11 protein-coding genes are annotated in these 12,096 nt (G+C 68.2%); 8 read left to right on the top strand and 3 right to left on the bottom strand.

The genetic code is table 11. From position 1 onward, the window contains the following. Window positions 1-45: 45 nt before the first annotated feature. From AC1DYP_RS07445 to AC1DYP_RS07435, 3 genes are read left to right on the top strand one after another with little or no spacing between them, the layout of a single operon-like run. On the top strand, window positions 46-372 hold the full coding sequence (locus tag AC1DYP_RS07445) for a hypothetical protein (RefSeq protein ID WP_477045801.1): 327 nt from the start codon (window positions 46-48) through the stop codon (window positions 370-372). 47 nt (window positions 373-419) lie between these two features. Beyond that, the gene (locus tag AC1DYP_RS07440; RefSeq protein WP_477045800.1) at window positions 420-764 is read left to right on the top strand and encodes a hypothetical protein; all 345 of its coding nucleotides are present in this window, start codon (window positions 420-422) and stop codon (window positions 762-764) included. Window positions 765-787: 23 nt separating this feature from the next. Further along, on the top strand, window positions 788-1,408 hold the full coding sequence (locus AC1DYP_RS07435; RefSeq protein ID WP_477045799.1) for a GNAT family N-acetyltransferase: 621 nt from the start codon (window positions 788-790) through the stop codon (window positions 1,406-1,408). A gap of 43 nt (window positions 1,409-1,451) precedes the next feature. Here the strand turns inward: AC1DYP_RS07435 and ilvD are convergent, their stop codons facing one another. Next, entirely contained in the window at window positions 1,452-3,182 is a 1,731-nt protein-coding gene (ilvD, locus tag AC1DYP_RS07430) for a dihydroxy-acid dehydratase (protein ID WP_477033509.1), read from the bottom strand. 258 nt (window positions 3,183-3,440) lie between these two features. Between ilvD and AC1DYP_RS07425 the strand changes: the two genes are divergently transcribed. Beyond that, window positions 3,441-5,048: a GH39 family glycosyl hydrolase gene (locus AC1DYP_RS07425; RefSeq protein ID WP_477045798.1), complete on the top strand. Its 1,608-nt coding sequence runs from the start codon at window positions 3,441-3,443 to the stop codon at window positions 5,046-5,048. Here the strand turns inward: AC1DYP_RS07425 and AC1DYP_RS07420 are convergent. Continuing rightward, entirely contained in the window at window positions 5,045-5,899 is an 855-nt protein-coding gene (locus AC1DYP_RS07420) for an NmrA family NAD(P)-binding protein (protein ID WP_477045797.1), read from the bottom strand. The genes AC1DYP_RS07425 and AC1DYP_RS07420 overlap by 4 nt on opposite strands. A gap of 105 nt (window positions 5,900-6,004) precedes the next feature. On the opposite strand from AC1DYP_RS07420, the gene AC1DYP_RS07415 reads away from it, so the two are divergent. Next, window positions 6,005-6,907 (top strand): LysR family transcriptional regulator, encoded by a 903-nt coding sequence (locus tag AC1DYP_RS07415; protein WP_477045796.1) that lies wholly within the window; start codon window positions 6,005-6,007, stop codon window positions 6,905-6,907. Here AC1DYP_RS07415 and AC1DYP_RS07410 read toward each other — a convergent pair. Continuing rightward, a complete protein-coding gene (locus tag AC1DYP_RS07410) occupies window positions 6,904-7,824 on the bottom strand; it encodes a Gfo/Idh/MocA family protein (RefSeq protein WP_477045795.1) in 921 nt (306 codons plus the stop codon). The genes AC1DYP_RS07415 and AC1DYP_RS07410 overlap by 4 nt on opposite strands. A 115-nt stretch (window positions 7,825-7,939) precedes the next feature. On the opposite strand from AC1DYP_RS07410, the gene AC1DYP_RS07405 reads away from it, so the two are divergent. The 3 genes from AC1DYP_RS07405 to clpA all read left to right on the top strand — a co-directional run bounded on the left by AC1DYP_RS07405 (window position 7,940) and on the right by clpA (window position 12,023). Beyond that, window positions 7,940-8,965 carry an NADP-dependent oxidoreductase gene (locus tag AC1DYP_RS07405; RefSeq protein ID WP_477045794.1) on the top strand — a complete coding sequence of 342 codons (1,026 nt, stop codon included), beginning with the start codon at window positions 7,940-7,942 and terminating at the stop codon, window positions 8,963-8,965. Window positions 8,966-9,358: 393 nt separating this feature from the next. Further along, window positions 9,359-9,688, top strand: a complete 330-nt coding sequence (gene clpS / locus AC1DYP_RS07400) for an ATP-dependent Clp protease adapter ClpS (protein WP_007672483.1) — start codon at window positions 9,359-9,361, stop codon at window positions 9,686-9,688. 10 nt (window positions 9,689-9,698) lie between these two features. Continuing rightward, entirely contained in the window at window positions 9,699-12,023 is a 2,325-nt protein-coding gene (clpA, locus tag AC1DYP_RS07395) for an ATP-dependent Clp protease ATP-binding subunit ClpA (protein ID WP_477033503.1), read from the top strand. Window positions 12,024-12,096: the final 73 nt, after the last annotated feature.

Genomic DNA, 12,096 nt, shown 5'->3' with positions numbered 1-12,096 from the left:
AAATGCCTTGCTGGCCTGCTTGGCGAGCCTTGGGAGTCACGATCGATGCGCTTGGTTCTCGCCGCCGCCCTCGCTGTCTGCTGCGCCGCTCCGGCCCTGGCCGCGACGCAACCGCTGGCGCTTATCCCAGCCGACACCGATCGCGACGGCGTGGTCAGCACCGAGGAAGCCGCCGCCTGGCTCGACCGGGATCGGGACGTGATCGTTCCGGTCCGCCTGACCGCTTCGGCCCGCTCGGCCGCGGCCGTGGAACGACGCCGGACGATGTTCGACCAGGGCCTGCCGCGCCCCAACGACTTCCGCGCCCCGGCGCCCGAGGATCGGCCGCCGGAAGACCTGTTCTACAAGGACTTCAAGAAGATCAAGAAATAGGCCGCGCGGCGCCCGGCCGCCGCTTTCAAGCCTTCCGGGAGGATCGGATGTCCGTTTCGCGTCCCATCACGGCTTTCGTCTTCGGCGCGATCCTGCTCGCGCCCAGCCTGGCGCTCGCCCAGCAAGCCCCTCGCCTGCTTCTCGCCCCCGCCGACACCGATCACGACGGACGCGTCAGCGACGCCGAGCGCGCGGCGAGCCTGGCCGAGACCACGGCGGACATCGCGCCCATCGCCACGCCGGCCGGCGCGCTCCCCCGGGTCAGGCCGCTCGCCGACAACATCCCGCCCGGTCCGCTGGACATGGCCCGACGCATCGTCCCGCCCAGCGAGTTCGAAGTCGCCCTGGAAGACCGCTTCAACCGCGAGGTCGAGCGGCGGCGGAAGGACTAGGCGTCCGCCCCGAAAGGCTTGCGATGTCCAACCCCATCGGATGCCCAACGATCGCCGCGCCCCTCCCGGACGTGGAAACCCCACGACTTCGGTTGCGGCGCTTTCAGCGGAGCGATCTGGACGCGCTTTGCGCCGTCTTCGAAAAGCCGGAGGTTTGGCGGTTTCCCTATGGTCGCGGCTTCACGCGGGCCGAGACCATGATCTTCCTCGACGCCCAGATCGCCGAATGGGACGCCTGTCGCCTGGGGTGCTGGATCGCGACGGAGAGGGCCACAGACAGGGTCGTCGGTTATGTGGGGCTCTCGGTCCCGCACTTCCTGCCGGAGGTGCTGCCCGCCGTCGAGGTCGGCTGGCGCTTCGATCCCGACGTCTGGGGCCAAGGCCTGGCCACGGAAGGCGCGGCGGCGGCGTTGGACGAGGCGTTCGGAACGCTGAAGCTGGCCCGGGTCTGTTCGGCCCCGCAGACGATCAATCCGCCGTCGAGCAGGGTCTGTGAACGACTCGGCATGGTCCTGGAGCGGACCGTGACCCTGGCGCCGACCGCTCGGCGCGAGGCGGTGGACGCCGATCTCTACTGGATAACGGCAGAGGCCTGGGCCGGGCGGCGGATGGAAGGGGGACACACACTCACCCCTCGGCGCTAGCCAACCTGGCCCAGAGCGTGTCGTGAGTGTGCGTCCCGCCGCTTCAGATGTCAGCGTAGACGTGGGTCTCTTTCGCCGCGCCCGGATGGGTCGTGGCGCCCAGATAGGCCGGACCCACAAGCTGGGCGAACTTCCAGATCGCGCCGCTGTTGTAGTCGTGGCCGCGCGGCCTCCAGGCGGCCTTGCGGCGGGCCAGTTCATCGGCCTCGACCTCGAGATCGATCGTGCCCTTGGTGGCGTCGATGCTGATGATGTCGCCGTCCTGGACCAGGGCGATCGGCCCGCCCACGGCGGCTTCGGGACCCACGTGGCCGATGCACAGGCCGCGCGTTGCGCCCGAGAAGCGGCCGTCGGTGATCAGGGCGATGTTCTCCACGCCCTGGCCGTAGATGGCGGCCGTGGTCGACAGCATCTCGCGCATGCCCGGCCCGCCCTTGGGGCCTTCGTAGCGGATGACCAGGACGTCGCCTTCCTTGTAGTCGCGGTTCGACACCGCCTCGAAGCAGGCGGCTTCGCCGTCGAACACCCGGGCCGGACCGCGGTGCACCTGGTGCTTGAGGCCAGCCACCTTGACGATGCCGCCGTCGGGAGCCAGCGAGCCCCACAGGCCCACGACACCGCCGGTCGGCGACAGCGGAGCCGAAACCGGACGGATCACGTCCTGGTCCTCGCGCCAGACCACGTTCTCCAGGTTCTCGGCCAGGGTCTTGCCGGTGACGGTCATGCAGTCGCCATGCAGCAGGCCGGCGTCCAGCAGGGTGCGCAGCAGCATCGGCACGCCGCCGGCCTCGCCCATGTCCTTGGCCACGTAACGGCCGCCGGGCTTCAGGTCGGCGATATAGGGGGTGCGGGCGGCGATCTCGGCCACGTCCTTCAACGTGAACTCGATGCCGCACTCGTGGGCCATGGCCGGCAGGTGCAGCGCGCCGTTGGTCGAACCGCCGGTGGCGGCGACGACGACGGCGGCGTTCTCGAACGCCTTGCGGGTGCAGATGTCGCGCGGGCGGATGTTCTGCTCGATCAGCCGCATCACCGCCTCGCCCGAGGCCACGGCATATTGGTCGCGGTCGAGATACGGGGCCGGCAGGGCCGACGACAGCGGCAGGGCCAGGCCGATGGCTTCCGACACGCAGGCCATGGTGTTGGCGGTGAACTGGCCGCCGCAGGCGCCGTCCGACGGGCAGGCGTGCTGCTCCAGCTCGCACAGGGTGGCCGCGTCCATCGTGCCGGCCGCGTGGGCGCCGACGCCCTCGAACACGTCCATCACGGTGATGTCGCGGCCCTGGAAGCGGCCGGGCAGGATCGAACCGCCGTACAGGAACACGCTGGGCACGTTCAGGCGCAGCATGGCCATCATCATGCCCGGCAGGCTCTTGTCGCAGCCGGCGACGCCGACCAGGGCGTCATAGCCGTGGCCGCGCATGGTCAGCTCGACGGAGTCGGCGATCACGTCGCGGCTGACCAGCGAGCTGCGCATGCCCTCGTGGCCCATGGCGATGCCGTCGGTGACGGTGATGGTGCAGAACTCGCGCGGGGTGCCGCCGGCCGCCTTGACGCCCTTGGCCACGGCGTTGGCCTGGCGCATCAGGGCGGTGTTGCACGGCGCCGCCTCGTTCCAGCACGAGGCGACGCCCACGAACGGCTGGGCGATCTCGCGCGTGCCAAGACCCATGGCGTAGTAATACGAGCGGTGCGGCGCGCGGGCCGGCCCTTCGGTTACATGCCGGCTCGGGAGTTGCGACTTGTCCCAGGTGCCGTCGGGTTTCTTGGTCATGATGTACGCCTTCCAAATAGTGCGCCGTGGTTAGCTCAGCTGGGAGCCCGACGGAAGGGTTCGACGCCGAGTTTTTGCCGGAAATCGGCCACCGGACGCTCGTTTCATTGCGAACGGTTCGCGTCGGCGCGGCCGCCGCGCATGATCAGACCCCTTCCCTGCCCGACTCCGACGGGGTGTACGGCGCGGCGGGAATGATGGTACCGCTCCCAGCAACACCGCCCCGAAAACGAGGGCGCGAGGAAGGGATCCGCCGCCATGAAGACGAACCTCACCAGGACCTTCACGGCCGGCCTGCGCGGCGCGCTCCTGTCTTCGGCCTTTGTCGCCCTGCTGGCGGGGTCCGCCGCCGCCGCTCCTCAGGGTGGGCAGGGCAAGCCGGCCGTTCGCCACATCGCCATCGACGCCTCGGCCCCGACCACGCCGCGCGACCGCTTCTACGACCTGTCGGTCGGCTCGGACTATCCGGGCACCCTGCTGCGCGAGGACAGCCTGGGCCAGCTGAAGACCGCCCGCGACGAGCTGGGTTTCCGCTATGTCCGCTTCCACGCCATCTTCCACGACGTGCTGGGGACCTATCGCGTCGTCGACGGCCAACCGGTCTATGACTGGACCAAGATCGACGAACTGTACGACCGCCTGCTGAAGATGGGGATCAAGCCGTTCGTCGAGCTGGGCTTCACGCCCGACGCGATGAAGAGCTCGAACCAGACGATCTTCTGGTGGAAGGGCAACACGTCCCACCCCGATCCGAAACAATGGGCGGGCTTGGTCGACGCCTTCGTCCGGCACGTCCAGCAGCGCTACGGCCAGGCCGAGGTGCGCAGCTGGTACTTCGAGGTCTGGAACGAGCCCAACCTCGACGGCTTCTGGGAGAAGGCCGACCAGAAGGCCTATTTCGAGCTCTATGACATCACCGCCCGCACCATCAAGGCGATCGACCCGGCGCTGAAGGTCGGCGGTCCGTCGACGGCCGGCGCGGCCTGGACGCCGGAGTTCATCAAGCACGCCGAAGGCTCGGGCGCGGAGGTCGACTTCATCACCACCCACACCTACGGCGTCGACGGCGGTTTCCTGGACGAGAAGGGCCAGAGCGACACCAAGCTGTCGCCCTCGCCCGACGCCATCGTCGGCGACGTGCGCCGGGTGCGCCAGGAGATCGAGGCCTCGTCCAAGCCCGGCCTGCCGCTGTACTTCACCGAATGGAGCACCAGCTACACGCCGCGCGATCCGGTGCACGACTCCTATGTCAGCGCACCCTACATCCTGTCCAAGCTGAAGGCCTCCGAGGGCCTGCTGCAGGGCATGAGCTACTGGACCTACAGCGACCTGTTCGAAGAGCCCGGCCCGCCGACCGCGCCGTTCGAGGGCGGGTTCGGCCTGATGAACCCGCAGGGGATCCGCAAGCCGGCCTGGTTCGCCTACAAGTACCTGAACCAGCTGGGCGACAAGGCCGTGAAGGTCGCCGACGCCGAGACCTGGGCCACGGCCGACAACGGCGGCGTCCAGGCCCTGGTCTGGGCCTTCCGTCAGCCGGTCCAGGCGGTCAGCAACCGGCCCTACTACACCAAGGTCCAGCCGACCTTGGACGTCGAACCGGTGAGCCTCGACCTCAAGGGCCTCAAGCCCGGCCGCTACGACGTCCAGATCTTCCGCACCGGCTTCAAGGCCAACGACGCCTATACCGCCTATCTGGAGCTGGGCTCGCCCAAGACCCTGACCGAGCAGCAGGTGCGCGACCTGAACGCCCTGACCGTGGACAAGCCCGAGACGCGGGCCCTGACCGTCGGCAAGTCCGGTGCCGCCAGCGTCGCGGTGACCATGCGGGCCAACGACGTGGTGCTGGTGAAGGTGGCGCCGCGCTAGACCAGGGCGCGGACCACCGCGTCCAGGTCGGTGGCGCCCCGCCGCACCTCGTGCTCCGGCGCCTCGAAGATCAGCCAACCCTCGTTGAAGCCGTCCAGCATCTGGATCCGGGGTTGGGGATCGACCATGCCCTGGCTGCGGAACAGCGCGCCCCAGGTCTCGCGCGGCACGGCCTCGGTCCGGACGTCGCGTCCCAAAGCACGGGCGAAGGCGGCGGCGATGTCGTCTGGGCTCACCGAGCGCGGCCCCTGAAGCTCGACGATCCGCCGTCCCGACCAAGGCTCTTGCAGCAGTTCGGCGGCGACGCGGCCGACGTCGGCGGCGGCCACCATCGGGATGGCGCGGTCCAGCGGTTGTAGGAAGCCGCCGATCATCCCGGTCTCGCGAGCCGGGGCGACATCCCACGCGACATTGTCCAGGAACCAGGCCGGCCGCAGGATCGTCAGCGGCAGGTCCAGGCCCTCCAGCGCGGCCTCCATCAATCCATGCTGGCTGAGCAGGTTGGGTTGCCGGGCTTGCGCGCCCACGGTCGACAGCCACACCACCCGGTCCGGACGCGCCGCCTCCAGGGCCGCGCGGGCGGCGTCCACAAAGGCGCGGGCTTCGGGAAAGCCGGGCGCGGGATCGAAGCACGGCGGCGGCAGTACGAAGACCGCCTCCGCGCCCGCGAAGGCCTGGGACAGGGCCGCCGCGTCGTCCATGGCGGCGACCGCCACCTCGCAGCCGCGCTCGGCCCACGCCGCGACCTTGGCGGCGTCGCGCACCACCGCGCGAACCGGTTGGCCGACCTCCAGGAGGGTGCGGGCGACAGCCCCTCCGACCCGACCGGTGATCCCCGTGATGACGTACATGGCGCGCTCCTTCTCAATGTCGCGCAGGACATATACGCCCTGCTCTGTCTTGCGGAAAACGCGCTTAAGTCACATCATTAGTGACTTTCAGTCATGGATGGTTTGATGGCGTTCGATGGACGGCTCGTTGCGAACGTCGGGGTGCTGGCGGCGATCGTGGAAAGCGGCAGCCTCGCCAAGGCCGCCGATGTGCTGGGCCTGTCGGCCTCCGGCGTCAGCCGCGCCCTGGCCCGGCTGGAGCAGCGGATCGGCGTGCGCCTGCTGGACCGCACCACCCGCTCCCTGGCCCTGACCGACGAGGGCCGCCGGCTCTATGCCGAGATCGGCCCGCTGCTGACCGGCATCGAGGACGTGGTCGCCCAGACCGCCGGCGCGGCCACGGCCGTGCGTGGCCGGCTGCGGGTGAATGTCGACGCCTTCTTCGCCCGCCTGCTGTTGGCGCCGCATCTGGACCGGTTTCTCGAGCGCTATCCCGACCTCTCGCTGGAGCTGATGGCCCGCGACCAGCTGGGCGACCTGGTCGGCGAGGGTTTCGACGTGGCGATCCGGTTCGGCGAGCCGCCGGCCTCGTCCCTGGTGGCGCGCAAGCTGCTGGAGACCCGCACCGCCACCCTCGCCGCGCCGGCCTATCTGGCCAGACGCGGTCGACCGGCCCATCCGCGGGACCTGGAAAGCCACGCCTGCATCCAGATGCGCCACGCCCAGACCGGCGAGCCCCTGCCCTGGGTGTTCCAGAAGAACGGCGAGGCCTTCACCGTCCCCACCTCGGGGCGGCTGGCGGTCAACGAGGTGGGGGCGCTGATGGGCGCTTGCCTGGCGGGCGTGGGCGTGGCGCGGGTCAAGGCGATCGGCGTGCAGGACCTGATCGCGCGCGGCGACCTGGTCGACCTGTTCCCCGATTGGCCGGGCGAGACCTTCCCGCTGTACGCGCTCTATCCGTCGCGCCATCTGCCGGCCGCCAAGGTGCGGGCGTTCGTGGATTTCGTGGCCGAGATCGTGACGCCCTAGCCGCCCGCCGCCTGCTCCACGGCCAGGCCCAGGTCCAGCGCTCGGGCCGCTTCCTCGCCGGTGACCACCGGGCGCGGCGCCTCGCCGCGCACGGCTTTCAGGAAGCCGGCGACGCTCTGGCCCAGGGGGTCCTTGCCGGCCGGGGTGTCGTTGAAGTCCTCGATCAGCGGAAACGGCGTGGTGTTGCGGAAGGTCCGCGCCAGGAAGTCGATCTCGACCTCGCCCGAGGGGTAGACCACCTTCATCGTCCGCTCGCGGGCCTCGGCCACGCGCGAGCTGTCGAACACGGCGGTGAAGCCGTTGTCGAAGGTGGCCTCGGCCTTGACCCAGTCGAGTGACGTGGAGCGGGTGATCGCCCCCTCGCCTTCCACCGCCACGGGCTCGCCGTCGCACAGGGCCAGGGCCAGGTCGATGTCGTGGATCATCAGGTCCAGCACCACCGAGACGTCGAGATTGCGGTCCGAGGGCGTGCCCCGGCGGACGGCCTCTAGACGCAGCGGCTGCTCGGGGATGTCCAGCAGGCCCATGGCCTGGAACACCACGCGTTCCTGGTGGCCGCAGGCCAGCGGCACGCCGGCCTTGGCGGCGGCGGCGACCAGGGCGTCGGCGTCGTCCGGCGTGACGGCCAGGGGCTTTTCGGAATAGACCGGCTTGCCGGCCTTCAGCGCCGCCAGGCCGGCCTTGGCGTGATGCACGGCCGGAGTGGCGACGGTGACCACGTCGACGGCGGCCAGGAAGGCGGCCTGGTCGTCGAAGGCCTGGGCGCCCAGCGGTTCGGCCAGGGCCTTGGCCCGCGCCAGGTCGACATCGAACACCGCGACGAGCTCGACGCCGTCCAGCTCGACATACTTCTTGGCGTGGTAGCCGCCGAACACGCCGGCGCCGATGACGCCCGCTTTCAGAACATCCTGGGTCATGGCGGGTGTCTATCGTGTTCGCTTTCGCGCGGGAAGCACTGGAGCCGCGCGCCAGTCCAAGCTAAACGTTCGTTTAAACAACGCACCTCGATCGCGAGGGCTGGGAGAAACAACCATGGTCACGTCGCGCGAAATCCGTCTGAAGAGCCGTCCGGTGGGCGTTCCCGCGCAGGAGAACTTCGAACTGGCCAGCGTCGAGGTCGGCGCGCCCGGCGACGGCGAGATCCAGGTCAAGAACCTGTGGATGTCGGTCGATCCGTACATGCGCGGCCGGATGAGCGACCGGAAAAGCTATGTCCCGCCGTTCGAGCTGGGCAAGGCGCTGCAGGGCGGCGCGATCGGCGAGGTCACCGCGTCGAACGATCCGGACTTCAAGCCCGGCGACATCGTCTCGACCATGTTCGGCTGGCGCGAGGCGTTCAATGTCTCGCCCAAGGCCATCGCCGCCGGCGGCATGGGCTCGGTCACCAAGATCGACACCCACGGCCTGCCGCCCCAGGCCTTCCTGGGCGTGGCCGGCATGCCCGGCCTGACCGCCTATGTCGGCCTGCTGCGGATCGCGGCCCTGAAGGAGGGCGACGTGGTGTTCGTCTCGGCCGCCGCCGGCGCCGTGGGCTCGGTGGTCTGCCAGATCGCCAAGCTGAAGGGCCACACGGTGATCGGCTCGGCCGGCGGGCCGGAAAAGGTCGCTTTCCTCAAGAGCATCGGCGTCGACCACGTGATCGACTACAAGGCCACGCCCGACGTGGTGGCCGAACTTGAGAAGGCCGCGCCCAAGGGCATCGACGTCTATTTCGAGAACGTCGGCGGCGTGCACCTGGAAGCCGCCCTCAACTCGGCCCGCACCTTCGCCCGCTTCGCCGTGTGCGGGATGATCTCGCAATATAACGAAACCGGAAAGCCGACCGGCCCATGGAACATCGCCCAGATCGTCGGCAAGAGCCTGAAGCTGGAGGGCTTCATCGTCTCCAACCACTACGATCTGGCGCCGCAGTTCATCGCCGACATGGCCGGCTGGATTTCGTCGGGCAAGATCAAGTGGAACGAGACGATCGAGGAAGGCGTCGAGCGCGCGCCCGACGCCTTCATCAAGCTCTTCAAGGGCGAGAACCTGGGGAAGATGCTGGTGAAGCTGGGGTAGTCGCCGAGGCTCACCCACTTGCCCCCACCTGACCGCTTCGCGGTCTGTCCGCCCCCATAGGGGGCGGAGGACGCCGAGCGCGGTTCCTCTTCCCCCTCTGGGGGAGGAGCGCCGCAGGCGCGGAGGGGGCAAGTGTTCGCCGCGCCAGCTCTACTGAGTCGCCCCGCGCGGCCCTCCCCGCCCCTTGCGTGGCGCGAAAACCGCACCATCTCCCCGCTTCACCCCAGGCAACCAACCTGTCCCCATCGCCGCTATCCCAAGCGGTAAGCCACTTTGCGCGGCGCCCCTGTGTTAAAGCGGCGCAGCCGCGCGGCAGCCCCTTCCAATGCTGCCGCGTTTCCATATCTAATCCATGTAAGGCGGGTGGTTCGGCCCGCCGGGAGAGAGCGGTCAATGGCCGAGCGAAAGCAAGGCGGACAAAACAACGGCGCGGGCTCTTCGGTGATCACGGAAGTGAAGCCGAAGACGCAAAAGCCTTCGCTGTATCGCGTACTGATCTTGAATGACGACTATACTCCGATGGAGTTCGTCGTTTACGTACTTGAACGTTTCTTCAACAAGTCGCGCGAAGATGCGACCCGGATCATGTTGCACGTTCATCAACATGGCGTCGGCGTTTGCGGCGTTTTCACCTACGAAGTTGCCGAGACCAAGGTCGCGCAAGTGATCGACTCGGCGCGCAGGCATCAGCACCCACTGCAGTGCACCATGGAAAAGGATTGAGGAGCCTCCCTTGCCCTCTTTTTCGCGCCCACTTGAAGAATCCCTGCATCGCGCCGTCGCTTACGCCAATCAGCGCAAGCACGAGTACGCCACGCTAGAACACTTGCTGCTGTCGCTCACCGACGACGACGACGCGGCCGGCGTCATGCGGGCCTGCGATGTCGACCTCAACGCTCTGAAGAAGAGCCTCGTGAACTATCTCGACGTCGAACTGGCCTCGCTGGTCGTCGACGACGAGGACGACGCTAAGCCGACCGCCGGCTTCCAGCGCGTGATCCAACGCGCCGTGATTCACGTCCAGTCCTCGGGTCGCGAAGAAGTGACCGGCGCCAACGTGCTGGTCGCCATCTTCTCGGAACGCGAGAGCCACGCCGCCTACTTCCTGCAAGAGCAGGACATGACCCGCTACGACGCGGTGAACTTCATCGCCCACGGCATCGCCAAGAAGGCGGGCGCCTCCGAGCCCAAGCAAGCCAAGGGCGCGGCGGTCGAGGAAGACGTCGAGAAGCCCAACGCCAAGACCGGCGGCGAGGCCCTCGAAGCCTACTGCGTCGACCTCAACGAGAAGGCCCGCCAGGGCAAGGTCGACCCGCTGATCGGCCGCGCGAACGAAGTCGAACGCGCGATCCAGATCCTGTGCCGTCGGACCAAGAACAACCCGCTTCTGGTGGGTGAACCCGGCGTCGGCAAGACCGCCATCGCCGAGGGCCTGGCCCGCAAGATCATCACCCACCAGGTCCCCGAAGTCCTGGCGGAAGCCACCATCTACTCGCTCGACATGGGCGCGCTGCTGGCCGGCACCCGCTATCGCGGCGACTTCGAGGAACGCGTCAAGCAGGTGGTCAAGGAACTCGAGAACCACCCCAACGCGGTGCTGTTCATCGACGAGATCCACACGGTGATCGGCGCCGGCGCCACATCGGGCGGGGCGATGGACGCCTCGAACCTGCTGAAGCCGGCCCTGGCCTCGGGCACCCTGCGGTGCATGGGCTCGACCACCTACAAGGAGTTCCGTCAGCACTTCGAGAAGGATCGGGCCCTGGTCCGTCGCTTCCAGAAGATCGACGTCAACGAGCCGACGGTGGAAGACACCATCAAGATCCTCAAGGGGCTGAAGAGCTACTACGAGGACTTCCACAAGCTGAAGTACACCAACGAGGCCCTCAAGGTCGCCGTTGAGCTGTCGGCCAAGTACATCACCGACCGCAAGCTGCCCGACAAGGCGATCGACGTGATCGACGAAGCGGGCGCGGGCCAGATGCTGCTGCCGGAAGGCCGCCGCAAGAAGGTCCTGGGCGTCAAGGAGATCGAGGCCGTCGTGGCCAAGATCGCCCGCATCCCGCCCAAGTCGGTTTCCAAGTCCGACACCGAGTCCCTGCGCGAACTGGAAGCGGACCTGAAGCGCGCCGTGTTCGGCCAGGACGAGGCGCTGCTGCAGCTGTCCTCGGCCATGAAGCTGGCCCGGGCCGGTCTGCGCGACCCGGACAAGCCGATCGGCAGCTACCTGTTCAGCGGCCCGACCGGCGTCGGCAAGACCGAAGCCGCCAAGCAGCTGGCCTCGACGCTCGGGATCGAGATGATCCGCTTCGACATGTCGGAGTACATGGAGCGCCACACCGTCAGCCGCCTGATCGGGGCTCCCCCCGGTTATGTCGGCTACGATCAGGGCGGACAGCTGACCGACGCCGTCGACCAGCACCCGCACGCCGTGGTGCTGCTGGACGAGATCGAGAAGGCCCACGCGGACGTCTACAACATCCTGCTCCAGGTCATGGACCACGGGGTGCTGACCGACAGCAACGGCAAGAAGGTCGACTTCAGGAACGTCATCCTGATCATGACCACCAACGCCGGGGCTTCGGACGCTCAACGCCAGTCCATCGGCTTCGGCCGCGACAAGGTGGTCGGTGAAGAAGAGGCCGCCCTCAAGCGCCTGTTCACGCCGGAGTTCCGCAACCGCCTCGACGCGGTGGTGGCCTTCAAGCCGCTGACGCCGGCGATCATCCGTCAGGTCGTGCAGAAGTTCGTCCTGCAGATGGAAGTCCAGCTGGCCGACCGGAACGTGACGATCTCGCTCAGCGACGACGCGGCCGACTGGCTGGCCAAGAACGGCTTCGACGAGCTCTACGGCGCGCGCCCCCTGGCGCGGGTCATCCAGGAGCACATCAAGAAGCCGCTGGCCGACGACATCCTGTTCGGACGTCTGGTCCGCGGCGGCCACGTCAAGGTGGTGCTCAAGGACAGCAAGATCGACTTCGAGATCGAGAGCAATCCGGAAAAGCCCGGCAAGGCTCCCAAGTCCGAGGACGAAGCCGAACCGGCCCTGGCCGAATAGCCTGGTCGGATAGACGAAACAGCGAGAGGCCCGGAGCGATCCGGGCCTCTTTGCTTTTCAGGCGCTCTCCAAT

The organism is Caulobacter sp. P1_D6 (assembly GCF_056406095.1).
Note: the sequence above shows the minus strand (reverse complement) of the source record. Positions and strands in the feature narration are given on the sequence as shown.

Coding starts and splice junctions, on each gene's coding strand:
- clpS (WP_007672483.1), top strand. CDS start 9,359: ATGGCCGAGCGAAAGCAAGGCGGACAAAACAACGGCGCGGGCTCTTCG.
- AC1DYP_RS07420 (WP_477045797.1), bottom strand. CDS start 5,899: ATGTACGTCATCACGGGGATCACCGGTCGGGTCGGAGGGGCTGTCGCC.
- AC1DYP_RS07440 (WP_477045800.1), top strand. CDS start 420: ATGTCCGTTTCGCGTCCCATCACGGCTTTCGTCTTCGGCGCGATCCTG.
- AC1DYP_RS07410 (WP_477045795.1), bottom strand. CDS start 7,824: ATGACCCAGGATGTTCTGAAAGCGGGCGTCATCGGCGCCGGCGTGTTC.
- AC1DYP_RS07445 (WP_477045801.1), top strand. CDS start 46: ATGCGCTTGGTTCTCGCCGCCGCCCTCGCTGTCTGCTGCGCCGCTCCG.
- AC1DYP_RS07415 (WP_477045796.1), top strand. CDS start 6,005: ATGGCGTTCGATGGACGGCTCGTTGCGAACGTCGGGGTGCTGGCGGCG.
- AC1DYP_RS07405 (WP_477045794.1), top strand. CDS start 7,940: ATGGTCACGTCGCGCGAAATCCGTCTGAAGAGCCGTCCGGTGGGCGTT.
- AC1DYP_RS07425 (WP_477045798.1), top strand. CDS start 3,441: ATGAAGACGAACCTCACCAGGACCTTCACGGCCGGCCTGCGCGGCGCG.
- AC1DYP_RS07435 (WP_477045799.1), top strand. CDS start 788: ATGTCCAACCCCATCGGATGCCCAACGATCGCCGCGCCCCTCCCGGAC.
- ilvD (WP_477033509.1), bottom strand. CDS start 3,182: ATGACCAAGAAACCCGACGGCACCTGGGACAAGTCGCAACTCCCGAGC.